General features: G+C 73.6%; 19 protein-coding genes. 8 read left to right on the forward strand and 11 right to left on the reverse strand.

Features of this window, described 5'->3' with window-relative positions:
* Nucleotides 1–123: 123 nt before the first annotated feature.
* The 3 genes from ITJ68_RS13740 to mtrA are packed head-to-tail and all read right to left on the reverse strand — an operon-like array spanning nucleotide 124 to nucleotide 4,207.
* The gene (locus ITJ68_RS13740) at nucleotides 124–1,869 is read right to left on the reverse strand and encodes a GerMN domain-containing protein (RefSeq protein WP_194661939.1); all 1,746 of its coding nucleotides are present in this window, start codon (nucleotides 1,867–1,869) and stop codon (nucleotides 124–126) included.
* Nucleotides 1,866–3,527, reverse strand: a complete 1,662-nt coding sequence (gene mtrB / locus ITJ68_RS13745; RefSeq protein WP_323743324.1) for an MtrAB system histidine kinase MtrB — start codon at nucleotides 3,525–3,527, stop codon at nucleotides 1,866–1,868. The genes ITJ68_RS13740 and mtrB overlap by 4 nt, the downstream gene beginning before the upstream one ends.
* A gap of 5 nt (nucleotides 3,528–3,532) precedes the next feature.
* Nucleotides 3,533–4,207 carry an MtrAB system response regulator MtrA gene (mtrA, locus tag ITJ68_RS13750; RefSeq protein ID WP_071271417.1) on the reverse strand — a complete coding sequence of 225 codons (675 nt, stop codon included), beginning with the start codon at nucleotides 4,205–4,207 and terminating at the stop codon, nucleotides 3,533–3,535.
* Nucleotides 4,208–4,573: 366 nt separating this feature from the next.
* On the opposite strand from mtrA, the gene ITJ68_RS13755 reads away from it, so the two are divergent.
* From ITJ68_RS13755 to ITJ68_RS13775, 5 genes are read left to right on the forward strand one after another with little or no spacing between them, the layout of a single operon-like run.
* Nucleotides 4,574–5,788 (forward strand): glycerophosphoryl diester phosphodiesterase membrane domain-containing protein, encoded by a 1,215-nt coding sequence (locus ITJ68_RS13755; protein WP_194661940.1) that lies wholly within the window; start codon nucleotides 4,574–4,576, stop codon nucleotides 5,786–5,788.
* Nucleotides 5,785–6,426, forward strand: a complete 642-nt coding sequence (locus ITJ68_RS13760) for a DUF4129 domain-containing protein (protein ID WP_194661945.1) — start codon at nucleotides 5,785–5,787, stop codon at nucleotides 6,424–6,426. Before ITJ68_RS13755 ends, ITJ68_RS13760 begins: the two co-directional genes overlap by 4 nt.
* Entirely contained in the window at nucleotides 6,423–7,724 is a 1,302-nt protein-coding gene (locus ITJ68_RS13765; RefSeq protein WP_194661947.1) for a DUF4350 domain-containing protein, read from the forward strand. Before ITJ68_RS13760 ends, ITJ68_RS13765 begins: the two co-directional genes overlap by 4 nt.
* Nucleotides 7,721–8,716 (forward strand): AAA family ATPase, encoded by a 996-nt coding sequence (locus ITJ68_RS13770; RefSeq protein WP_268097603.1) that lies wholly within the window; start codon nucleotides 7,721–7,723, stop codon nucleotides 8,714–8,716. The genes ITJ68_RS13765 and ITJ68_RS13770 overlap by 4 nt, the downstream gene beginning before the upstream one ends.
* Entirely contained in the window at nucleotides 8,716–10,086 is a 1,371-nt protein-coding gene (locus tag ITJ68_RS13775) for a DUF58 domain-containing protein (protein WP_194661949.1), read from the forward strand. The genes ITJ68_RS13770 and ITJ68_RS13775 overlap by 1 nt, the downstream gene beginning before the upstream one ends.
* Before the next feature lie 40 nt (nucleotides 10,087–10,126).
* Here ITJ68_RS13775 and ITJ68_RS13780 read toward each other — a convergent pair whose 3' ends face one another.
* A complete protein-coding gene (locus tag ITJ68_RS13780; RefSeq protein ID WP_194661951.1) occupies nucleotides 10,127–11,122 on the reverse strand; it encodes a stage II sporulation protein M in 996 nt (331 codons plus the stop codon).
* A 106-nt stretch (nucleotides 11,123–11,228) separates the two neighbouring features.
* Here ITJ68_RS13780 and ITJ68_RS13785 point away from each other — a divergent pair, with 106 nt between their 5' ends.
* The gene (locus tag ITJ68_RS13785; RefSeq protein WP_194661953.1) at nucleotides 11,229–12,098 is read left to right on the forward strand and encodes an RDD family protein; all 870 of its coding nucleotides are present in this window, start codon (nucleotides 11,229–11,231) and stop codon (nucleotides 12,096–12,098) included.
* A 210-nt stretch (nucleotides 12,099–12,308) separates the two neighbouring features.
* On the opposite strand, the gene ahcY is transcribed toward ITJ68_RS13785, so the two are convergent.
* Both ahcY and ITJ68_RS13795 read right to left on the reverse strand, forming a co-directional pair.
* Nucleotides 12,309–13,787, reverse strand: a complete 1,479-nt coding sequence (gene ahcY, locus ITJ68_RS13790; RefSeq protein ID WP_194661955.1) for an adenosylhomocysteinase — start codon at nucleotides 13,785–13,787, stop codon at nucleotides 12,309–12,311.
* 194 nt (nucleotides 13,788–13,981) lie between these two features.
* Nucleotides 13,982–14,203 carry a DUF3499 family protein gene (locus ITJ68_RS13795; RefSeq protein WP_194661957.1) on the reverse strand — a complete coding sequence of 74 codons (222 nt, stop codon included), beginning with the start codon at nucleotides 14,201–14,203 and terminating at the stop codon, nucleotides 13,982–13,984.
* Nucleotides 14,204–14,263: 60 nt separating this feature from the next.
* Between ITJ68_RS13795 and ITJ68_RS13800 the strand changes: the two genes are divergently transcribed.
* Entirely contained in the window at nucleotides 14,264–14,704 is a 441-nt protein-coding gene (locus ITJ68_RS13800; RefSeq protein ID WP_194661959.1) for a metallopeptidase family protein, read from the forward strand.
* Between the two features lie 58 nt (nucleotides 14,705–14,762).
* Here the strand turns inward: ITJ68_RS13800 and ITJ68_RS13805 are convergent, their stop codons facing one another.
* The 5 genes from ITJ68_RS13805 to manA all read right to left on the reverse strand — a co-directional run bounded on the left by ITJ68_RS13805 (nucleotide 14,763) and on the right by manA (nucleotide 22,035).
* Nucleotides 14,763–16,157 (reverse strand): DUF5719 family protein, encoded by a 1,395-nt coding sequence (locus ITJ68_RS13805; protein WP_194661961.1) that lies wholly within the window; start codon nucleotides 16,155–16,157, stop codon nucleotides 14,763–14,765.
* Entirely contained in the window at nucleotides 16,154–19,006 is a 2,853-nt protein-coding gene (locus ITJ68_RS13810; RefSeq protein ID WP_194661963.1) for a glycosyltransferase family 2 protein, read from the reverse strand. Before ITJ68_RS13810 ends, ITJ68_RS13805 begins: the two co-directional genes overlap by 4 nt.
* A 143-nt stretch (nucleotides 19,007–19,149) precedes the next feature.
* A complete protein-coding gene (locus ITJ68_RS19600) occupies nucleotides 19,150–19,482 on the reverse strand; it encodes a WhiB family transcriptional regulator (RefSeq protein WP_374116128.1) in 333 nt (110 codons plus the stop codon).
* Nucleotides 19,483–19,764: 282 nt separating this feature from the next.
* Nucleotides 19,765–20,727, reverse strand: a complete 963-nt coding sequence (gene galE / locus ITJ68_RS13820; RefSeq protein ID WP_194661965.1) for a UDP-glucose 4-epimerase GalE — start codon at nucleotides 20,725–20,727, stop codon at nucleotides 19,765–19,767.
* 105 nt (nucleotides 20,728–20,832) lie between these two features.
* Nucleotides 20,833–22,035 (reverse strand): mannose-6-phosphate isomerase, class I, encoded by a 1,203-nt coding sequence (gene manA, locus ITJ68_RS13825; protein WP_194661967.1) that lies wholly within the window; start codon nucleotides 22,033–22,035, stop codon nucleotides 20,833–20,835.
* A 65-nt stretch (nucleotides 22,036–22,100) separates the two neighbouring features.
* Between manA and ITJ68_RS13830 the strand changes: the two genes are divergently transcribed.
* Nucleotides 22,101–24,215, forward strand: coding sequence for an acyltransferase family protein (locus ITJ68_RS13830; protein WP_194661969.1), 2,115 nt, complete (start codon nucleotides 22,101–22,103; stop codon nucleotides 24,213–24,215).
* Nucleotides 24,216–24,221 lie beyond the last annotated feature (6 nt).

Here is a 24,221-nt window from a genome sequence, read left to right on the forward strand (position 1 = left end):
GGTGGAGGGCCTCCCGGCCGGACCGGCTGAGGAGGGACGGCCTGACCGGCTGTGGAGGGACGGCCGGACCGGCCGTGGAGGGACAGCTGGCCCGGCCGTCGTGGGACCGCCTGCCGCGCCCCGTCAGCGCTGGACGCCGAGCACCGACGCGCTGATCCCGGTCCGGTCCCACCCGCCGCCGGTGGACTGCACGACCTGCCCGTCCCGCATCAGCAGGAGCAGCGAGTGCGCGCTGCCGCCGACGATCTGCGTCGCCTCGTCCTCCGGTCGCTGCAGGGCGACCGACTGCCCGCCGATGGTGGCACGGACGACGCTCGGTCCACTCGACGTCTGCCCGAGCGATGCGACGTCGAGGTCGCTCACCCACGTGGCGCCGAGTGCCTCGCCGGCTGCGGCCTGCAGGCGCACGGGTGCTCCGAGCGCCGTCGGTGAGCGGTCCGAGTCGCGGATGATCGCCATCACGTAGAGCGCGGACCCGGCTCCGGTGTCGACGAGGGCGAGTGCCCTGGTGGAGTCGCGGGACACCTGGAAGGAGACCAGGTCCCCGTCCGGCAGGGTCGACGCGACGGCGTGCGAGTCACCGGCGAAGCCGTAGGCCGTGATCTTCCTGGTGTCCTTCGCGGTCCCCACCCACACGAAGCCCGCGTCGTCCACGGACGGGTCGACGAACCCGTCACCGGCGACGATGCGCAGCGGCCGCTTGCCGTTCTTCACCGTCCACACGCCGTCGACGTTGCCGAACGCGGCGTCCGACCCCGAGGCGGTCAGCGACAGCGACGTCGGGTCGAGGCGGCTGAGAGCGCTCCCGAGCCCGTTGCCGAGCGTGGAGACGTCCCCGCTGCCCGGGGTCGCGAAGCCGACGGTGTCGTCGTCGACGACGAGCGGGCGCGGGTCGACGTCGGGGTCGACGACGGCGCTCGTGCCGCTGGAGTCCGGCACGGAGAAGGTGGCGCCCTCGATGGTCATCGTGATCGAGGAGATGGTCGCGACCGTCGACAGCGAGCGGGCCAGCTGCTCCCGCATCCGCACCTTGTCGACGGTGGTCGCCCGGAGCGCGTCGCTCGACAGGTCCACCTGGGCGCTGCCGTTGTCCACCGTGACGGCGTTCAGCGAGAGCTGCGTGCCCTCGGGGAACGAGGACACCACGGCACCCTTGAGCCAGTCGGCCGGACCGGCGAGCAGGGCGCTCGCGATCCGGGTGCTCGTGGAGGAGCGGGCCAGGAACCAGCGCTCGTCCGGCACCAGGAAGCGGTAGGTGGGGTCGTAGAAGTAGAGGGCGTGCGCCTGGAACACCTGCTCGAAGCTGACCGGCGTCAGGATGATGCCGTCCGGCGCGTAGCTGATGCGCCACTCGCCGTCCTCCTTCACGAACTGGAAGGTCAGCGTGGACGAGGTCGGGCGGACGGCCTGGGTGTACTCGCCGTCGCTGTCGACGGTCGCGCTCGCCGTGAGCGTGTACGTGAGCTCGCGGGTGCCGGTGCGGTCGACGTCCCCGGCGCCCTGGCGGACGGTGACGCTCTGGCGCGGGTTCCACTTCTGGGCGAAGGAGGCGCTGAGGAACTCGCGGGCGATGGCGTAGTTGTCCTGGGCCCCGGTCGCGGCCTCGATGAACTGCTGCAGGATGGTGTCCTGGGCGGAGCCCTTCTCCGGTCCGCTCGGGCGGTAGTCGACCCCGGACACGGTGTCGTCCTTGAGGTCCTGACCGCTCCGCACCGGACCGCCGGTGGGGATGGCGGCGCAGGCGGTGAGCGCGACGAGGGTGAGCGCGGCGAGCGCGACGGCGAGCAGCCGGCGGGGCGAGCGTCGGCGCGAGCCGCCGGCGCCCCGGGTGCCCCGGCCGGCTGGCGGGGTCGCGGTGGTCCTGGTCATCGGGTGTCTCCTCCGCTCGGGCCGTCGTAGTGCTCGTCGAGCTCGGGCAGCGGGATGGCCGACGTCGCCGTGGCCTCCTGCCCGCGGCGCGGGACGGTGAGCACGAACGCCGAGCCTTCCCCCGGTCGGGACCAGACGTCGATGCGCCCACCGTGGAGGTTGGCGTCGCCGAGGCTGATCGCCAGGCCGAGGCCCGTGCCGCCGATGGTGCGCTTGCGGCTCGGGTCGGCGCGCCAGAACCGGTCGAACACGCGGGCGGTGTCCTCAGCCGGCATCCCGACGCCGTGGTCCCGCACGGCGATCGCGACGGTCCTGGCGTCGCTGTCGACGACCACGTGCACGGGCTTGCCGTCCCCGTGCTCGACGGCGTTGCCGACGAGGTTGCGCAGGATGCGCCGGATGCGCCGTCCGTCGAGCTGCATCGTGGTGTGTCCGCCGGGGGTCGCGAGGACGAGCTCGACGCCGGCGCGCTCGGCGAGCGGACGGAACTCGTCGACGATGTCGGCGGTGAGCGACGCCGGCACGACGGGCTCGGTCTCGAGCTCGACGGCCTGCGCGTCGTAGCGGGAGATCTCGAGGAGGTCGGACAGGAGCAGCTCGAAGCGGTCGATCTGGTCGTGGAGGAGCTCGGCCGAGCGCCCCACCGCGGGTTCGAACGCGTGCCGGGCGTCGTAGAGCACGTCGCCCGCCAGGCGGATCGTGGTGAGCGGCGTGCGCAGCTCGTGGGAGACGTCGGAGACGAAGCGCTGCTGCACCCGGGACAGCTCGGCGAGCTGGGTGATCTGCCGGCTGACGGCGTCCGCCATCCCGTTGAAGCTCCGCGCGAGGGTGGCGACGTCGTCCTGCCCCTTCACCGGGATCCGCTCGTCGAGCCGTCCCGAGGCGATCTTCCGGCTCGTCTCCGCTGCGCCGCGGATCGGCACGACGACGAGCCGGACCACGAGCGACGTGACGAGGGCGATGAGCACGATGAGCGCGACACCGCCAATCGAGAGCGTCTGCGACACGAAGTCGAGGGTCTGCTGGGCGTCGGAGAGGTCGTACACCAGGTAGAGCTCGTACTGCCCGGCACTCGGGATCTGCAGCGTCGACCCGACGGCGAGCCCCGGCTGCCGGCGACCGGCGTCGTCGAGGCGCACGGCCTGCAGGCTGAGCTTGCCGGTGTTCTTCGCCACCTCCTTCCGGAGCTCGTCCGTGATGACGGCGTCCGGGAAGTACTGGCTGGCGAGGTTCTGCAGCGTCTGCGGGCCCGACGCCCCGGGCGAGCGCTCGATCGCGATGCTCGTGCCGCCGGGGCTCGTCGTGTTCGACAGGATCGCCCGCTGCGCCTCGTTCTGCAGCGTCTCGAGCTCGGACTGGTTGTTGTCCTCGGCCGCCGTGGCCGCGTCGAAGATGCCCTGCGCCACGTTCGTGGCCCGGGCGGACTCGGCCTCGATCTGGTCGCGGCGCTGCGAGTACACGTTGCTCGAGATGCTCAGCATCACCGCGGTGCCGATGATCGCGACGGCGAGTCCGGTGGTGGTGACGGTGATCGCCACCGACCGGAACATCAGCGAGCGCCGCCAGAAGAACGCGATGCCCCGCCAGCCCCGTCTGGCCCAGGCGCGGAGCCGCCGACGCGCCCGCGACAGGGACGGCTGCCCGGACGAGCTCGGCACGGTGCTCAGGCTCCCCCGGCGCGGTAGCCGACGCCGCGGACGGTGGTCACGATGCGCGGTGCGTCGGGGTCGTGCTCGATCTTCGCGCGGAGCCGCTGCACGTGCACGTTCACCAGTCGGGTGTCGGCCTTGTAGTGGTAGCCCCACACCTGCTCGAGCAGCATCTCGCGCGTGAAGACCTGGTTCGGCTTCTCGGCGAGGGCCCGCAGCAGGTCGAACTCGAGCGGGGTCAGCGCGATCACGGCGTCACCGCGGCGGACCTCGTGACCGGGGACGTCGACGACCAGGTCACCGACGTGCAGGACCGTCGCGTCGGAGGCGGTCGGCCGCAGGCGCGTGCGGATGCGGGCGACGAGCTCCTTCGGGTTGAAGGGCTTGACCACGTAGTCGTCGGCGCCGTTCTCGAGGCCGGCGACGACGTCGGACGTGTCGCCCTTCGCGGTGAGCATGATGATCGGCGTGCCGCTCTCGGCGCGGATCCGGCGGCACACCTCGATGCCGTCGATGCCCGGGAGCATGACGTCGAGGAGCACCAGGTCGGGCTTCGTCGCGTGGAAGGCCTCGACGGCGTCGTTGCCGTCGCCGCTGAACTCGGGCTCGTAGCCCTCGGCGCGGAGGACGATGCCGATCATCTCGGCGAGGGCCTGGTCGTCGTCGACGACGAGGATGCGCGGTGTCATGTGATGTGGACTCCGGGTGGCGTGCGGGGATGCCCGGGCAGGCACCGTCCGTTCACGATAGCCGAGGCCCCGTCACGCCGGGTTTTCCGCCAGGATGGGGAGGTCCGCGTGTTCCCGGCGCGGCCGACGTGAGGGGGCGGTCCGATGGCCGGCGATGGATGGCAGACACCAGGGGCGGGCGGGGGCCCTGCCGGTGGGCAGCAGTCCGGTGGACAGCAGTCCGGTGGACAGCAGTCCGGTGGACAGCAGTCGGGTGGACAGCAGGGTCCTCAGCCGGGAGGCCCGCGGTACGGCACGACGCCGCCTCCGTCTCCGACACCCCCACCTCCAGGGCACGGGTCCGGTCCGACACCGCCGTCACGTCCGGTGATCCCGCTGCGCCCGCTCGGGCTCGGTGACGTGCTGGCCGGCGCGTTCACCGTGTTCCGGCGCAACGCGCGCGTGCTGCTCCTCTGGAGCCTGCTGCTCTCCGGCGTGCTCGGCCTGGCGTCCACCGTCGCCACGACCCTCGGGCAGCGGTCGCTGCAGGAGCGGATGCTCTCCGCGATCGGCACGGGGACCGGTACCGGGTCCGGACCCGGCTCGGACGCCGACGCGATCACCGCGGGCTCGGTCACGCTCTACATCCTGCTCGCGCTCGGGGTGCCGTTCCTGGCGTTCCTGGCACGCGGGTTCCTCGTCGCCCCGGTCGCGGTCGACACCGGGCAGCGGGTGCTCGGCCGGCGCGGCACGTTCCGCGGGCTCTGGGCGCTCCTCGAGGGCCGGCGGCTGTCGGTGCTGTGGTGGATGCTCCTGCAGCTCGCGGCCGGCGCGGTGATCGGCGCGGTGTTCGTGGCCGTGCTGATCGGCTTCTTCGGGGCGCTGGGCGCGACGGACACGGCGATCGGCGGGTTCTTCCTGGCGCTCCTCGGGCTCGGGCTCGTCTTCGGGCTGCTCGTGGCCTTCTTCGCCACCCGGTTCGCCTTCACGGTGCCGACCATCGCGCTCGAGGGCCGCGGGGTGTTCTCCGCCGCCGCGCAGTCCTGGCGGCTGACCCGCGGTGCGTTCTGGCGGACGTTCGGCATCCTGCTCCTCGTGCAGATCGCCTTCAGCATCGTCGCGGGCATCGCGAGCACGCCGCTCACCCTCGGCGTCTCGCTGTTCTCCGGCGTGTTCGACCCGCTCGGGCAGACCACGGGGCGCCCGGGTGGCCTGTCGGCCGGAGCCGTCGTCGCGCTCGTGGTCGGCAGCCTCCTGACGATCGCGGTGCAGTGCATCACGGACGTCCTGAGCGCCTCGGTGACCACCTTCCTGGCGATCGACCGCCGCATCCGGACCGAGGCCCTCGACCAGCGCATCGCGGCGCACCTGGAGACCGGCCAGCCCGCGGACCCGTTCGCCCCCGCACAGCCCGTCGCCCAGCGTCCGTGGCCGCAGCAGCCGCAGCAGACGTGGGGTCCGCCGCCTCCGCCGTGGGGTCCGCAACCGCCGCTGGGCCGACAGCCGCAGCAGTGGGGCGGGCAGCAGCAGCCGCCGCAGTGGGATGGGCAGCAGCCGCAACCGCCGCAGTGGGGTCCGTCGCGACCGGACGGGCGGGGATGACGAGCGTCGACCCCGACCAGGCCCGGCGACTCCTCGAGCGGGAGCTCGAGCGCGGCGAGTACAGCGGCGCGCACGTGACCTGGTGGGACCGGGCGTCGCAGGACGTCCTGGCGTGGTTCAGTTCGCTCCGTCCGGACGGCGTCGGCGGTGTCGGGCTCAGCCGCACGCTGCTCGTCGTGGCGATCGTCGTGCTCGTCGCGGTGGTCGTGCTCGTCGTCGTCTCGCGCGGACTGCCACGGCGCCGCGCCCGGCTCCGGGCGGACGACGTCCGCGGAGTCCTCGACGACGACGACCTGCGCTCGGCCGCCACCATCGCCTCCGCCGCCCGCGCCGCGATGCGCGACGGGGACTGGTCGACCGCCGTGCTCGAGGGCTACCGGGCCGTCGCCCGTGGTCTCGGTGAGCGCGACCTCGTCCCCGACGTCCCCGGAGCGACCGCAGGCGCGATCGCGGTCCGGGCCTCCCGGCCGTTCCCGGCGTTCCGCGACGACCTGCACCGGGCAGCGACGACGTTCGACGACGTGCGGTACCTCGGGCTCGACACCGACGAGGCTGCAGCGCGTCAGGTCCTCGACACCGAGGACCGGCTCCGCACGGCCCGACCGGTCCGGACGGACGGGCCGGTGGTCCCCGCATGACCACGACGACGACCGCCACGACGACGCCGACGCGCGACCGCGGCACCGCCAGCCCGGGTGCGCCGACGCCGGACGGGCAGCGCGAGGGCCGACGGTTCCGCGTCGTGTTCTGGGTCGCCATCGTGCTGGTCGGGCTCCTGCTCGCGGCGGTCACGGCGGCGGTCGGCAGTGGATCCAGCCCCACGGACACCCCGCTCGACCCCGGGTCGGCGACCGCGAGCGGTTCGAAGGCGCTCGTCCGGGTCCTCGAGCAGCGCGGCACCACGGTCGACGTCGTCCGGGACGCCGACCGGGTCGACCCCGACGGCACGGTCCTCGTCGACGACTCCGCCGGCGTCCTCTCCGCGGGCGTCGCACGGCGCATCGCGCGCTCGGCGTCGGACGTCGTGCTCGTCACCACCGACCCGGGCGTCCTCGAGTCCTTCCGCGTCCGCGCCGACCCGGCCGGACCCGTCGAGTCGACCGAGCCGGTCTCGACGGCCGCGTGCGGGATCCCCGCGGCCCGGAGTGCCCGGTCGGTCACCCCGACCGGCTCCGGGTACACGGTGCGGGCGTCCGCCGGCACGCGCTGCGCCCCGGACGGCACCGGCAGCGCCCGCGTCTGGGGACTCGTCCGGACGGACACCGCCACGGGGACCGTGACGCTCGTCGGCACCACCGACGCGTTCCGCAACGACACCGTCACGACCGCGGGGAACGCGGCGCTGGCACTCGGCCTGCTCGGTGGCGCCGACCACCTGTCCTGGTACGTGCCCCGTGCGGGGAGCACCGACGCCGCCCCGTCGCTCGGTGACCTCGCTCCCCCGTGGGTGCCGAGCGCGATCGGCATGGCCGCAGCGGTGGCGATCGCCGCCGGCGTCTGGCGCGGCCGTCGGCTCGGCCCGCTCGTCGTCGAGTCGATGCCCGTCGTGGTCCGCGCCTCGGAGACGACCGAGGGCCGAGCACGCCTCTACGCCAGGACCCGCGACCGCACCCATGCGCTCGACACCCTCCGGGTCGCGGCCCTCCGCCGGGTCGGTCGCTCGCTCGGGCTCCCCCGCTCCGCCCACGTCGACGAGGTCGTCCGCCGTGCCGCCGACGCCACCTGCCTGCCGGCGGCACGGGTCGGCGCCGTGCTCGTCGGCGGACCGACGCCCGACGACCGAGCGCTCGTCGACGGTGCTGCCGCGATCGACGACCTGGAACGCGCCGTGCGGCGAGCCGTCACCGGGGACGCACCACGAGCCTCCCGGCCGACCGACCCGACCGCCACCGGAACCACACACCTGACCGACCCCCGACCAGGAGGACGACCGTGACCGACCTGCCCACCACCACCGGCGCCACCGGCGCCACGACGACCGATGAGCTCCGCGACGCCTTCACCCGCGTGCGCGTCGAGGTCGGCAAAGCCGTCGTCGGGCAGGAGGGTGCCGTCTCCGGGATGATCGTCGGGCTGCTGGCGCAGGGCCACGTCCTGCTGGAGGGCGTCCCCGGTGTCGCGAAGACCCTGCTGGTGCGGAGCCTCGCCGCCGCGATGTCGCTCGACACCAAGCGCATCCAGTTCACCCCGGACCTGATGCCCGGCGACGTCACCGGGTCGCTCGTCTACGACGCCTCCACCGGGACCTTCCCGTTCCGCGAGGGGCCCGTCTTCACGAACGTGCTCCTCGCCGACGAGGTGAACCGCACGCCACCGAAGACGCAGTCCGCGCTGCTCGAGGCCATGGAGGAACGCCAGGTCAGCGTCGACGGGTCGCCGAAGCTGCTCCCCGACCCGTTCTTCGTCGCGGCGACGATGAACCCGATCGAGTTCGAGGGCACCTACACGCTGCCAGAGGCCCAGCTCGACCGCTTCCTGATGAAGCTCACCCTCGACGTCCCGCCGCGGGACGTCGAGTGGCAGGTGCTCCGCCGGCACGCCGACGGGTTCGTCCCGCGGGACGTCCGCTCGGCGGGGATCGTGCCGGTCGTCGGGGCGGACGAGGTCCTCGCCGCCCAACGCGCGGTGCGCGCTGTCGGTGCCCGGGACGACGTGCTCGCGTACATCGTCGACCTCGCCCGTGCGACCCGGCAGGCGCCGTCGGTGCGGGTCGGGGTCAGCCCCCGCGGTGCCACGGCCCTGCTCGCGGCCGCGAAGGCCTGGGCGTGGCTCACCGGCTACGACGGCATCACGCCCGACCACGTCCAGGCGATGCTGCTGCCCGTGTGGCGGCACCGGCTGCGGGTCGCCGCGGACGCCGAGCTCGAGGGCGTCGGCGCCGACGGCGTGCTGCAGCAGGTGCTCGAGCAGGTGCGGGTGCCGATCTAGTGGCGGTCTCCGGCCGGTTCGTCGCGCTCCTCGCCGTCGCGATCGTCCCCACCGTGCTGTTCGCCAGCGGGTGGGGCGGTGTCGCGTGGGCGGGTGTCGTCGTGCTCGCCGCGGTGCTGGACCTGGTGCTCGCAGCAGATCTGGCAGCTGTACGGATCGAGCGGCGGATGCCCCGGCTGGCCCGGCGGGACACCGTCGCCGACGCGACGCTCGTCCTCGCGAACGACGGCCGTCGTCCCCTGCGCGCCGAGGTCCGCGACATGTGGGAGCCCTCCGCCGGTCATGCACCACGACGGATCCGGATGACCGTCCCCGCCGAGGAACGCCGCACCGCCAGGATGCGCTTCGCCCCCTTCCGGCGCGGACGTCGTCGGAGTGCGGGTGTCGCTGTCCGCGCGTTCGGCCCGCTCGGGCTCGCAGCGCGGCAACGGGTGATCCCGACGGCCGCGGAGCTCGTCGTGACGCCGCCGTTCCGGTCGCGTCGACACCTGCCCTCGCGGCTCGCCCGGCTCCGGGAGCTCGACGGCGAGACGACGCTGCAGCTCCGCGGACACGGCACCGAGTTCGACTCGTTGCGCGACTACGTGCGCGGGGACGACGTCCGGTCGATCGACTGGCGGGCCACGGCACGGCGGCAGGACCTCGTCGTGCGGACCTGGCGCCCCGAGCGGGACCGGCGCGTGGTCGTCGTCGTCGACGCCGGGCGTGCCGGCGCCGGACGCGTCGGCGACGAACCCCGCCTGGACACCTTCATCGAGACCGCCCTGCTCGTCGGCGCCCTCGCCGCGGCCGCTGGGGACCGGGTCGACCTGGTGGTCCTCGACGACCAGCCGCGCGGACGCGTGCACGGGGCGACCCGCGTCGACGTCGTGCAGCGGTTCGGGGAGACGCTCGCGCTCGCGGAACCGGGACTCGCCGCGACCGACTGGTCCTCGGTGCCGGCGCTGGTGGACAGCGTCACGACGCAGCGGTCCCTCGTGGTGCTCGCGACCAGTCTCGACTCCGTCGGGGCGTCAGCCGACCTGCTCACGATGCTGCCGGCGCTCGCGCGACGGCACGCGGTGGTGGTGACGGCCGTGGACGACCCGGCCGTGGCGGCGATGGCGGGGCATGGCGGCGCCGGACGGGGTGGCGGGCCGGGTGCGAGCCTCCCGGTCGGTGCCGGCGGTGGTGCCGGTGGTGTGGGTGCGGGCGGTGCCGGGCGCGACGTCTACCGTCGTGCGGCGGCGGAGCGGACCCTGCTCGACGCGGACGGCGTGGCGGACGTGGCCCGTCGAGCCGGCGTCGAGGTCGTGCACGGGGCACCGGAGTCGGTGCCGCCGATGGTGGCCGACGCCTACCTGCGGGCGAAGGCAGCCGGGCGGCTCTGAGGACGGGCAGCCCGTCCGTGTGGGGCGTGCATCCGTGCGGTCAGCCGGCGACGATCGCCGCGGTGCCGCGGTCGAACTCCTCGACGTCGCCGCGCTCCCCCGCCCGGTACGCCCGACGTCCGAGCACCCACTGGTAGGTCAGCACGGCGGCGAGGGCCACCGTGCCGATGCCGATCTTCACCGGCCACGGCCAGTCCTGGCGAGTGACGGTGCCCTCGATGATGCCGGACAGCAGCAGGGTCAGCACCAGGCCGATGGCCACGGCGATGAGCGCGCGGCCGTCCTCGGCGAGGGCCTGTGCCCGCGTGCGCTGCCCGGGAGCGACCCACGACCAGAAGATCATCAGCCCGGCCGCGGCCGCGAGGAACACCGAGTAGAGCTCGAGCTGGCCGTGCGGGGCGATGTAGAGGAAGAAGTCACCGAGCCGACCCTGCGAGTGCATGATCGCCCCGGACACGCCGAGGTTCAGAGCGTTCTGCCCGACCGCGGCCGGCACGAACAGGCCCGTGATGCCGAAGGCCACCATCCGCGCGGCGACGAACGCGTTGTTCGTCCACACCTGGGCCGAGAACGCCCCGAGCCCGTGGTCGGAGTAGTAGTCGACGAAGTCCTGGGTGGCGTACTGCCGCAGGGCGGCGTCGGTGCCGAACGTGGCGACCGCCCCCGGGGTCTCGGTGATCCACACGCCCGTGATGACCGCGATGGCGACCGTGGCGACCGTCACCCAGATCGTCACCCAGCGGATCCGGTACAGGGCAGCCGGCAGCTGGAGCGCGAAGAACGCGGTGAGCATCGTCAGCGGGTCGGTGGGCGCGCCGGTGAACCGCAACCGGGCGCGGTACAGCCGCAGCGAGAGCCGGTCCCCGGTCGCCGAGCGTGGGGCGACGCCGCGGATGCGTGCGAGGTCGGTCGCGGCGGACTGGTACCCCGTGAGGAGGCGGTCGACGTCCTCGCCGGAGGTGGTCCGGCGGCGGGTCAGGCGGTCGAGCTCGTCCCACTGGTCGCGGTGCGTCGCCGAGTACGCGTCCAGGTCCATGCTGTTCCCCCCTCGTGCCACGGTGCGTCCCGGCGTGGTCGCGCCGGACGCGTTCCCGGTTCGACCCGGCATGGTCGCGCCGGGGTCGTTCCGACACAATGGAACCATGCCGAAGCGACGGACGACCCGGGACCTCGCCGATGCCCGTTTCGTCCGGGCCCTCGACGAGACCTCCGACGAGCTCGTCGTCGGTGAGGCCGTCGCACTCGACGTCGTCCCCGCGGGCATCGCGCTCCGGCTGGCAGCGGGGCTCCTCGACGGTGCATGCCTGATCGCGCTGTACCTCATGCTGCTGCTCGGGTTCCTGCGGGTCGTCCCGGCCGGCATCGACCAGGCGTGGATCGCCGCGGCGCTGATCGCCTCGCTCGTCACCGTCCTCGTGCTGGTGCCCGCGGCCGTGGAGACCGTGACGCAGGGCAAGAGCGTCGGTCGGTACGCCCTCGGCACCCGGGTCGTGCGGGTCGACGGTGGCGCGGTGTCGTTCCGGCACGCGTTCACACGGTCGCTCGTCGGCGTGCTCGAGCTGTGGACGACCTTCGGCTCGGTGGCGATGGTCGTTGCCCTCTTCGGCTCGAGGCCGCGGCGACTCGGGGACCTGCTCGCCGGGACCGTCGTGCAGCACGAGCGACTGCCGCAGTCGACGGACCCGGTCGTGCTCCTGCCGCCGTCCCTCGTCGGGTGGTCAGCCGTCGCCGACGTCCGGGCGCTCCCCCAGCGCCTCGAGAACCGACTCGGAGCGTTCTTCCGCGGTGCCGCGTCGGTGCGACCCGAGCTCCGGGACGCCACCGCGCTCGCACTCGCCGCCGAGGTCGCCGAGTACGCACACCCGGTGCCGCCCGTGCCCGCGGTGGAGTTCCTGGCGGGGGTCGTCGCACTCCGGCGCGAGCGCGACCTGCGGGCGTTCGGGTCCCGCGCACGGACGCTCGCCGACGCCACGGCGACGGCTGGGGCGCGGCCGCCGGGCTTCCCGCGCTGAGGCGCTGGCGCGGCGCGGGGCCCGGCTGCCCGGCCCGGCCCGGCCCGGCACGCCGCACCCGGCCCGGCCCGGCCCGGCCCCACAAAACACCGGTGTTCGTCGTTCGCGCCGCGTGAGTTCGCGGCGCAAAGACCGAACACCGGTGTTTCTGCAGCCGCCGCAGCCGCCGCAGCCGCCGCAGCCGCTTGAGCAGCCGCAGGCGGACGGGCCTCAGTACCGGTAGTGGTCCGGCTTGAAGGGGCCCTCGACCGGGACGCCGATGTACGACGCCTGCTCCGGCCGGAGTTCGGTCAGCCGGACACCGAGCGCGTCGAGGTGCAGTCGCGCGACCTTCTCGTCGAGGTGCTTCGGCAGCACGTACACGCCGGTCGGGTAGGACTCGCGCCGGGTGTGCAGCTCGATCTGCGCGAGGACCTGGTTCGTGAAGGAGTTGCTCATCACGAAGGACGGGTGCCCGGTCGCGTTGCCGAGGTTCATCAGGCGGCCTTCGCTGAGGACCAGGATCGAACGGCCGTTCGGCAGGCGCCACTCGTGCACCTGCGGCTTGATCTCGACCTTCTCGGCGCCGGGCAGGGTCTCGAGGCCGACCATGTCGATCTCGTTGTCGAAGTGTCCGACGTTCGCGACGATCGCCAGGTGCTTCAGCGCGAGCATGTCCTCGACGCCGACGACCCCGAGGTTGCCCGTGCACGTGACGACGATGTCGACCTGGTCGACGACGTCCGACAGGCGTGCGACCTGGTAGCCGTCCATCGCGGCCTGCAGCGCGCAGATGGGGTCGACCTCGCTGACGATGACGCGGGCGCCCTGGCCCCGCATGGCCTCGGCCGCGCCCTTGCCGACGTCGCCGTAGCCCACGACGAACACGACCTTGCCGCCGATGAGCACGTCGGTGGCGCGGTTCAGGCCGTCGGGCAGCGAGTGCCGGATGCCGTACTTGTTGTCGAACTTGCTCTTGGTGACCGAGTCGTTGACGTTGATGGCCGGGAACTTGAGCTGGTCGGTGCGCGCGAGCTCGTAGAGACGGTGCACGCCGGTGGTGGTCTCTTCCGTCACGCCCTGGATGTCGGCGGCGATGCGGGTCCAGCGGTCGGAGGAGTCCCGCAACGACGACGCGATCGTGTCGAGCACGATCCGGTACTCGGCGCTGGCGTCGTCGCCGGCGTCCGGCACGCGGCCCGCTGCTTCGGCGTCAGCGCCCGTGTGGACGAGCATCGTGGCGTCGCCACCGTCGTCGAGGATCAGGTTCGGGCCCGTCCAGCTGGCCCCGGCCGCTGCGGCCTCGGCGCTCCAGTCGAAGACCTGGTTGGTGCACCACCAGTACTCTTCGAGCGTCTCGCCCTTCCACGCGAACACGGGCACGCCGGCGGGGGCGTCGGGAGTGCCGGTCGGGCCGACGGCGATGGCCGCTGCGGCTTCGTCCTGCGTGGAGAAGATGTTGCAGCTCGCCCAGCGGACCTGGGCACCGAGCGCCGTGAGCGTCTCGATGAGCACGGCCGTCTGCACGGTCATGTGCAGCGACCCGGCGATGCGGGCACCGGCGAGCGGCTGCGACGGGCCGAACTCCTCGCGCAGGGACATCAGCCCCGGCATCTCGTTCTCGGCGAGGCGGATCTGGTGGCGGCCTGCCTCGGCGAGGCCGAGGTCGGCCACGCGGTGTGCTGCTGCGGCGCGGGTGTCGGTGGGCATGCGGTCAGTCTCCCACGGGCCCCCGACACCTCCCGCAGGTGGGAGACACCTCCCGCAGGTGGGAGACACCTCCCGCAGGTGGGAGCCGGTCGTCCTGGACGGTGCCGGTGGTCGCGGTGGTGGGGCGGGCCTCCAGGCCGGACAGGAGGCTCGGACCACCCGGGTGGGCCGGCCTGCGTACGCGGACGGCCGGGTCAGTCGGCGGCGCGTTCCTCGCGGAGCGGCTCACGGCGGATGACGTGCCAGCCCTGTGGCACGCGCAGGCGGGCGGCGTGGCGGGCGCACAGGTCGTAGCCGTGCGGTTCGACGCGGGTGGAGAGCGGACCGATGACGACCATCGAGTCGCCGTAGTCGTACGTCAGGGTCGACGAGGCGCTCGCGCCACAGGCGACCTTGCTGCAGATCCGTACGTCCATCTCGTCGACGACCCTAACGGACGCCCCGACGGCGTCCGGTGCCGCGCGTACGATGTGGGGATGCGCCGCAAGCCCCGACTCGTCACCCCGGTCGCCCGCGGTCGCGGGCGCTCCCGCCACGGCCGGGGCCACCGCTCCAGCGTCACCGGTCCGGAGCTCGCGCCGGTCATCACCCGGGCCGAGGCCTTCGACCGGATCGTCGGTGACACCGCCCACTACCTGCTCGGGCTCTGGCCGGACGAGCTGCAGGGCGTCGTGTTCCAGGTCGCCGACATGCCGACCGAGCCCGGGCTGCCGGACGCGCTGCCGCGGTGGCGGGTCGAGCACGGCGAGCGGCGGGTGACCGTGTTCCGGATCCCCGTCGAGCGTGTCACGCACTCGCCCGAGAAGGACGACGTGGACCGGCGCATCGTCGTCGAGACCGCGGTGTTCCGTGCGGTCGCCGAGCTCCTCGACAAGGACCCGTGGGACCTGGCGCCGGACCGCTACCGCCACTGGTGAGGCGCCGCGCGCCTGCGCCTGCGCCTGCTCCCTCGATCTGCTGGAGACCCGCTCGGCCTCAGGGGTAGACGCGGACCGGGCTCGAGACCTCGGTCGCGGGGCGGAGCGGGAACCCCGCGAGGCCGTCGCCGCCGGCGTAGGTGACGCCCGCGACGACCCGGTCGGCGCCGGTGATCACGAGCTGCTTCGCCGTCTGGACGCGCACGGTCGAGGTCGCCCCGGCCGCGACGTCGACGCGCTGCCGGTCGTCGCCCGACGCGATGGTCACCCGGGCGTCCTCGGTCGTCGGGTTCACCAGGTTGAGACGGACGCCGTCCCCGGGTGCGACCGCGGTGACGACGCGCTTGCCCAGCGGTGCCGCCGAGGCGAACCAGCCGAGGTCCGTGCCGCGCTCGGCCGTCGGCGTGGTCGACCGCGCACCGGCGACGACGGGCTGCGTGGAGCTGACCGTGACCGAGTACCGGCCGTCCTCGAAGTCGTCGAGTGCGACGTCGGTGACCACGCCCGGCTCGGCGGTGGTGTTCACCGTGGTGCCGCCGCCCGTCGCCGTCGTGATGCCGAGGGTGACGCGGGCCGCCCTGCTGCCGGGCACGAACAGCCGGACGACCGGTGCGGCGTCGGCGGTGTCGTCGCCGCGCTGGGCCTGCTGGATGTCGCGGAGGACGACGCCGGGGATGACCTGGGCCCGCGCCGGTCCCACGCCGCCGGAGACGATGTCGTACCCGCCGGGGGTGAGCGTCCGGACCACGGTCTCCTGCATGTGGGCGACGATCTGACCGCCGGACGAGGTGACGTGGACGACCGTCGAGGCCTGGTCGGAGACGAAGCCCGACAGCGGCACGACCTTCTGCGAGTTCGGCGCGACGACGATGCCGGTCGTGCCCGGAGCGCTCACGGTGCCGGTCGCGTCGAACACGGACAGGTCGACCGTGGCGTTGACGTCGGTCGGGTTGGAGAGCGTGATGAGGCTGGTGCGGCCGGTCTCGGTCGAGCCACCGACGAGCCAGGTCGACTGCGAGGGGTCGTCGCACGAGGCGGCACCGATGCCGACCAGGTCACCGTTGGAGACGCTCTGGTAGCTCGACCCGGCGACCTGCGGGGTGGTCTCCGCCGCCGGCGCGGTGAGCAGCGTCGGGTTGCTGCTGCCCGTGGTCGAGGACTGCAGGTCGGTCCGGTCGACCGTGCTGCCCGTGGTGGCCGTCGCGATGCTGGCCGACCCGACCGGGGTGGCCGTCGTCGCGTCGTTGCCGGCGTCGTCGGAGAGCCGGAGGGCACTGCCCGCGCAGACGCGTTCGGCGTCGGCCGGGACGGGTGTCACCGTGCGGCCGGCGGGACGACCGGGCGTCTCCTGGGTGCCGAAGGTGTGCGCGGCGGCGATGGTGCCGGCGGCGACGACCACGGCGATCGCGGTGGCGGTCCCGCGGAGCACCCAGCGGCGAGCGGTGGTGGTCATTCGTCGCGCTCCTCGTCGAAGGTGGTGGCGGGTTCGTCGGCCTCGAGGACGTTCGAGGTGGCCCGGCGTCGGCGCGGTGCGGTCGGCACGGCGAGGAGTGCCGCGGCGCCGAACACCACCCCGAGGACCACCAGGTAGAGCACGTGCGTGGTCCTCGCCGCGGCGGACCCGGTGCTCGGACGGTCGACGTCGCCCTCGTAGTGGAAGAGCTGGCCGCTCGTCGTCTCGCCGATGCTCGTGAAGAGCGCGTTCTGCCCGATGGCCCCGGCGGCGCGGTCGTGGACCTGCTGCGCGAGGTCGTCGTCCGGTGCGTCGTCGAGCAGCACGAAGCTGACGCCGAGCTCCTCGAGCGCCGGACGCGGGTCGTAGCCGCTGCGGCTCGCCAGGTTGCCGGCGAGGGTGGCCAGCCGCGACCCGGAGGACGACAGCGACAGCGCCGTTGCGTCGAGCGTGGTCTGGTCGTCGAGCGTCGAGCCCTGCCCGCGCTCGAGCGACACCGCGAGCGAGCCGTTCGTCTGCGGTTCGACGACGAGCGTGCCGACGTCCGGGTTCGCCTGTGCCTCGGCGTTGACGTATGCGCTGAGCACCCGGCCCGTGGTCGGCTGGATGACCGCGTTGCCGAGGTAGAACGCGGCGAACGCGGGCGCCACGGCCGCACCGGCGAACACCGCGGCGACGATCCCGACGACCGGGGCCCGGCGTGGCAGCGTGTCGATGCCGATCGAGACGGCGACGACGAGCGCGAGCCAGTAGACCGTCAGACCGCTGCCCGGCCAGACGATGGTGGTCGTGGCCCCGACGCCGGTGACCGCGACGTGGGTGGCGGCGAAGGCCGTGGCGAACCCGAGCAGGGCGGTGATGAGCGCCACGCCCGCGACGTGCCAGCGGTGCCCGAGGAGGGCGCCGATGGCGGTCACGGCGACGGGGAGCGCGAGGACGGCGAGGGCGATGGGCAGCGCAGCGACGACGGCGGACAGCGGCGAGGTCACCGGCAGCCACCCGTTCCAGTCGGGCAGGGGCTGCCCGATCGCGAGCTGCAGGGCCGAGGGCGCGCGGGTCGCCGAGGGCACACCCGGGTCGGCGAAGACGCCGAGCACGTTGCCGCGGGCGATCTGCGTCAGCACGAGCGGCAGGAAGAGCACCGCGGCGGGGACCGGGATGAACACCCGTCGGTGCGCGTGCCGCCACCCGCTGACGAGCGACACGAGCCACCCGATGAGCAGGACCGGCAGGAGTGACGGTGCCGAGGCGGCGACCCCGGCGAAGAGCAGCGCGGCGCCGGCGGCCGAGGCCCAGGAGCGGTGCGCCTCGAGCACGGTGAGGAACAGCCAGGGCAGCAGCACGTGCGCGATGACCCCGCCGAGGTGGCCCGTGGTGACGGCGCCGACGAGTGCCGGGGCGATCGTGTACAGCGCCGCGCCGATCACCGGCACCCAGGTACGGGTCGTGAGCTTGCGGACGACGAACCACGCACCGAGGGCGGACACCGGGAACGCCAGCAGCATCACCAGCACGACGGCGGTCGACGGCGACCAGGCCACGATCGACCCGAGCACGGCGAGCACGGCGGCGAACGGGTCGCTCGGGCCGGTGGACCCGGTCCCGAGGGTGTGCCAGCCGTACCCGACGTTCTGCCAGAGCTTCGCGACCGAGGTGGACAGCGGCAGGAGCCCCCCACCGGTCAACGCCGGCGAGCCGAGCAGCGGGAAGAGGGTGACGACGCTGAGGAGCGCCGCGGCCAGGACGACCCAGATGCCGCCGTCGCCGAGGAACGAGGCCCGGGCGACCGGAGCGTCCTCGACGCGGGCGAGCTCGACGTCGCGGGACGTCGTCCGCCGTTCGTGGACCCGGCGCCAGCTGACGCGCAGGGGTTCGACGGCGGCCCACCCGAGCTTCTTCGTGCGCGCCAGGGACTTCCGGGCCTTCGACACCCCACCACCGAAGGCCACGGCGAACGCGGCGGAGAGCTCCCCCGACACGGCAGCCGGGTGCTTCGCGACGAGGTGGCCGATCGCCCGCCCGACCGCGAACGGCACGAGGGTCAACCAGTGGATCCAGAGCACCCCGAGGGGCGCGTAGGTCATGCGGCGGTGCAGCTGGGCCTGCCGGTGCATCCGCACGCGGCGGCCCTCGGACACACGCTTGCGGCCGAACTCCTCGATCGGTCCGGCACTCGTCGCCCGCGCCTCGGGCACGACGGCGACGCGGTACCCGGCGAGGCGGACGCGCACGCAGAAGTCGAGCGCGGCGTCGACGTCGGGCAGCGCCGGGTCGAACCCGCCGAGCGTCACCCAGACCGAGCGACGCACGAGCATCCCGCCCGCGGCGACCGCCATCACGTCGGTGTTGCGGTCGTGCTGGCCCTGGTCCAGCTCGTCCTGCACGAGGACGAGGGACCGGCCGAACCGGGTCATGCTCTCGCCGAGGTCGCGGATGCGCGAGGCGTCGCGCGGGTCGACGAGCTTCGGGCCGGCGACCGCCACGGACGGGGCGATCTCCACCGCCGCGAGCATCTCGGCGAGTGCCGTCGGCGTGGGGGCGTTGTCGTGCCCGATGAGCCACAGCCACTCGTCGACGGCCTCGTCGGACTCGGGACGCGGCGCGGCCTTCTCGGCGACGGCGACCGCATCGCCGAACGAGCGACCGGCGGGGATCCGCGTCAGCTGGGCGGAACCGCCGAACTCGAGCTGCGCGGTCGAGCCGTCCGTCGAGCCGACGTCGACGACCACCAGGTTCTCCGGGTGCCGGGTCTGTCCGGCGAGGGCGTCCAGCGTCCGGTCGAGGTGGTCCGCCCCGTTGGCGACGACCAGGACGGCGGTGACACGGGGCTGAGCGGAACTGGGCTGCATGACGGGCGACACTCTACGGACTGGAGGCACGGCTGCGGACCGGTGGGTCGGCGCGCCGTGAACCTGTGGAGACGATCAACGCGCGGTGCGGGACGGACGCGATCCGGGCCTCCAGATCGGACCGGAGGCGCGGTGGCGGGTCGCTACGCGCGCTTCCGGAGCTTGCGGCGCTCGCGCTCGGAGAGGCCACCCCAGATGCCGAAGCGCTCGTCGTTCTCGAGGGCGTACTCGAGGCACTGCGACCGGACCTCGCACGTGGTGCAGATCTTCTTTGCCTCGCGCGTGGAGCCGCCCTTCTCCGGGAAGAAGGCCTCGGGGTCCGTCTGTGCGCAGAGCGAGTCCGCCTGCCAGGCGAGCGGGTTCTCCTCGTCGTCGGTCTCCGGACGCCGGACGCCGGGGACGCCGAGCGCCACGGGGTCGACGTGCCAGTCTTCCGGAACTCCGGCGTGGAAGTCGGAACCGCTCACCCTGATCACCCCTTGGTTCGTCTCGCTGTCGGTCGTTGCCTGTAATTACAGCGGTGTGATTCGCCTGAGTCAAGTCGCGGATCATAAGAGGCACCGAGCGTTCCGGCGTGTCATGTCCCCCATTCGGGCGTGTCGCACCCGTTCTGTCGGCGTCTCGGGGGACACGACGGGAGCGGCACGCACAGCGCGGGACGCGAGACACCGGTGTTCAGCGTCCGCGCCGCGGGAAGACGCGGCGCGGCGCACGAACACCGGTGTCGTGCGGCTCACCAAGCGCGGCGCGCCCGGGCGTCAGCCGACGCGGCGGCGGGCCTCCCAGGCGCTGGAAACCATCTCGTCGAGGGTGTGGCGCATCGCCCAGTCGAGGTCGCGCGCGGCGGCCTCGCCCGTGGCGACGATGCGGTCCGGGTCGCCCGGGCGACGCGGGGCGATCTCCGGCTCGAACGGGATGCCGGTGCCGCGGGCCATGGCGTCCATGATCTGCCGGACGCTGACGCCGTCGCCGCTGCCGAGGTTGTAGGCGCGGTCGAGGGGCTCCCCCGCCTCGAGCTTCGCCGCGGCGATCGCGTGCGAGTGTGCCAGGTCGGCCACGTGCACGTAGTCGCGGACGCAGGTGCCGTCGGGCGTGGCGTAGTCGTCGCCGTTGATCCGCGGGGTGCGACCGGCGAGCAGCGCGTCGAACACGAGCGGGAAGAGGTTGTGCGGGCTGGCGTCGTACAGGTCGGGCACGCCGGAGCCGACGACGTTGAAGTACCGCAGGGACGTCGTGGTGAAGCCGCGCGCGACCTCCATGTCCTTCAGCAGCCACTCGCCGATGAGCTTCGACTCGCCGTAGGGCGACTCCGGGTTCTTCGGGGTGGACTCGACGACCGTCTCGACGTCGGGCGTGCCGTAGACCGCGGCGCTCGAGGAGAACACGACCTTGTCGACGTCGGCGTCCGCCATCGCGCGGAGGAGCGTCGCCATGCCGGTGACGTTCTGCTCGTAGGTGTGCAGCGGACGCTCGACGGAGACGCCGGCGTACTTGAACCCCGCGACGTGCACGACGCCCGTGACGCCGTGCTCCCGGATCGTGCGTGCGACCAGGTCGCCGTCGAGGATCGTGCCCTCGACGAAGGGGACGTCGTCGGGGACGAACGAGCGGAAGCCGCTCGAGAGGTCGTCCAGCGCGACGGTGTCGATGTCCGCCGCGCGGAGCGCCCGGACGACGTGGGATCCGATGTACCCGGCACCGCCGGTGACCAGCCAACTCATGGTCGCCACGCTAGCGGACGCGGCACCGCCGACCGCCGCGGAGCACCGCGCACCCGCTGCGCGAAGCCGCAGAAGCGCCCGCAGCCCCGGCCGCCGCCCGAGCCGCTACGCCCCCGTCGCGATGAAGACCGTCGAGGTCACGCCGTCCGACGAGTCGGCCTCGACGGTGACGTCGCCCTCGTCCGGGGTGACGAAGCACGACTCGCCCCGGCGGAGCAGCGTCGCCGAGGTCGCCCCGACCAGCGTGACGACGCCCTCGGTGCAGATCGCGATCGAGGGCCCGGACAGCGGTGCGACGCCGCCCGTGCTCAGCCCGACCGGCCGCCCGTCGCCGGTGACGCGCACGAGCGCGAAGCCCACGCCGGCCGGGGCGAAGCGGTCGACGCCGGGCGCGATCTCCTCGGGTTCGAGGAGCGGCGCCGGGTACGCGGTGAAGTCGAGCACGCGCAGCAGCTCCGGCACGTCGACGTGCTTGGGCGTGAGACCGCCGCGCAGCACGTTGTCGGACGGCGCCATCAGCTCGATGCCGAGGCCGTCGAGGTAGGCGTGGATGTTGCCGGCGGGCAGGTACATCGCCTGGCCGCGGCTGAGCGTCACGCGGTGCATGAGGAGCGACACGACGACGCCGGGGTCCCCCGGGTACGACTCGGCGAGCGCCGCGGCGGTCGCGATGTTGGCGGAGGGGTCCTGGACGTCGGGTGCCAGGTGCCCGACCGCGTCGACGACCGCGAGCGCGGACCCGTCGGCGTCCTCGAGCCACCGGACGGTGTCCTCGAGCCCCTGGTGCAGGTGCGCGACGAGCGGGCCGAGGCGGCCGCTGCCCCCGTCGAGCGTCTCGACGTCGGCGAGCGTGGACTCGACGGGCCGGAAGCCGCTGAGGGCCTCGAACCTTTCGCTGAGCGCCACGACGAGCTCGGGCTTCGGGTACGGGTCCTTGTAGTTGCGGGCGGGGTCGTCGAGCGCGACACCGGCGGCGTCCTCGCGCTCGAAGCCGTCGCGGGCCTGTTCCGGTGTCGGGTGGGCCTGCAGTGACAGGGGTGCGGCGGCGGCGAGCACCTTGAGCAGGAACGGCAGGCCGGTGCGGTCCCCGCCGAGGGCGACCTGCGGTTCGGCGGCGATCCAGTCGAGCACGGTGTCCGCGCCGCCGACCATCGCGGGGTTCACGACCACGCTGGGGCTGCCCGGGTGCGCGCCGAGCCAGAGCTCCGCCTGCGGGGCGCCGGTGACGGTGCGGCCGAGGAGCTCGGGGATGGCGGAGACGGAGCCCCACGCGTAGTCGCGCGGGGTGTTGGTGATGCCGAGGAACATGTGCCGAGCGTATCGGCAGCCGGTGTCGTCGCCGTGGACGATCCGCGATACATAGACTCTCCGCGATGTCTGCACTCCTCGACACCGCGTCGGCGCCGCCGCGCCCGCGAGCCCGCGACACCACGCGGTGGGACGTCCAGGGGCTGCGGGCGTTCGCCGTCCTGGCCGTGGTCGCCTACCACCTGTGGCCGAACCGGCTGCCCGGTGGCTTCGTCGGCGTGGACGTGTTCTTCGTCATCTCGGGGTACCTCATCACCGGACACCTGCTCCGCGAGCAGGTGTCGACCGGACGCATCGCCCTCGGTCGGTTCTGGGCCCGGCGGGCGAAGCGGTTGCTGCCCGGCGCGTTCCTGACGCTGCTCGCCACCGGCACGGCCGTGCTGCTGACCGTCCCGAGCACGCTCTGGGGGCAGTACGGCCGCGAGCTCATCGCGTCCACGGTGTACGTGCAGAACTGGCAGCTGGCGTCCGACTCCGTCGACTACCTGGCGTCGGACAACCAGCCGTCGCCGTTCCAGCACTTCTGGTCGCTGTCGGTCGAGGAGCAGTTCTACATCGCCCTCCCGGTCGTGCTGGCCCTGCTGGCGCTGGCCCTCCGCCGGACGCGCTGGCACTCCCCCGTGCGGACCGCGCGGGTCCTGCTCGCCGCGGTCGTCGTCCTGTCGTTCGTCTGGTGCGTGGTCGAGACCCGGACCGCGCCCGGCATCGCCTACTTCTCGACGGCGACGCGCGCGTGGGAGTTCGCGCTCGGTGGGCTCGCGTCCACCGTCGTGCTGGCGGCGCCCCGCACGCGCGTGGCCAGGTGGGTCCGGTCGGGAGGCTCGTGGCTGGGTCTGGTCCTGCTGCTCGCGGCCCTGTGGGCGATCACCCCGGCGACCCCGTTCCCCGGCACCGCGGCGCTGCTGCCCGTGGTCGGGGCGGTGCTCGTGGTCCTGCTCGGCGGCCACTCCGGGCTCGCCGTGCTCGGCCGGTTCGCCCCCGTGGCGTTCATCGGCCGGATCTCCTACGCGGTGTACCTCTGGCACTGGCCGGCGGTCGTGCTGCTGCCGATCGTCCTCGGGCACCCGCTCGGCCTGCGGTCGAAGGTCGTCGTGCTCGTCGGGTCGGTCGTGGTCGCCGCCCTGACGACGCTGCTCGTCGAGGAGCCCCTGCGTTCCTCCTCGTGGGTCAGCGCCCTCCGGCCGCGTCGTGTCGCGCTCTACGGCGTCCTCGGCTCGGTGCTCGTCGTCGCGCTCGGGGCGGGCACCCTCGGGGCGCTCCAGGTGCAGCAGGACCAGGCCGCGGCGTACCAGCAGCGCCTGCAGGCCGGTGACGTCGCCTGCTTCGGTGCCGCCGCCCGCATCGGGTCGGCCGACCCCTGCGTCGACCCGAGGCTCGCCGACGTCCGGGTGCCGGCGCCCGCAGCCGCCGCGGGGGACGACCAGAACCGCGACGCGTGCTGGTCGAACACCACGGCGGACTTCAACGTCTGCACGCTGGGGCCGTCGACCGGGTACACGAAGCACCTGCTCGCCGTCGGGGACTCGCACAACAACGCCCTCATCTCGGCGTACCGGGCGATCGCCCAGCAGCGGCACTGGCGCATCGACGTCGCCGGGCACATCGGGTGCTACCTCACGACCGCCGAGCAGTGGGCGCCGTCCCAGGCCTACACGGACACCTGCCAGGGCTGGAAGCGCTCCGCGACCGCCTGGATCCGCGCCCACGCCGACGAACTCGACGGTGTCGTCGTGACGCACGCGACCACGAAGAGCCCGGTCGTCGTCCCGGCCGGCAGCACGAACGAGGCCACCGTCGTCGACGGACTGGTCGCGGCGTGGCGGGCCGCGACCGACAACGGCGTGCCGGTCGTCGCGATCCGGGACAACCCGGTGGCCCGTCCCGACACCCTCGACTGCGTGGCGCAGATGCGCGGGCCGACGACGTCCGCCTGCGACGTGCCGCGCGCCGAGGCGACGGCGTCGTTCGACGGGTCGCAGCAGGCCGTCGCCCGGATCGGCGGGGCGGCCCGGTTCGTCGACATGACCGACTGGTACTGCACCGCGGACAGCTGCCCGGCGGTCGTCGGGGGCGTCGTCGTGCACCGTGACCCCACACACCTCACCGCGACCTACGCCACCACGCTCGCGCCGTTCCTGGGGGCCAGGATCGCGCGGGCCCTGGACGCGGTCGGACGCTGAGCGCGG

Origin of the sequence: Curtobacterium sp. VKM Ac-1395, from assembly GCF_015350975.1 — a bacterium.
Classification (GTDB): Bacteria; Actinomycetota; Actinomycetes; order Actinomycetales; family Microbacteriaceae; genus Curtobacterium.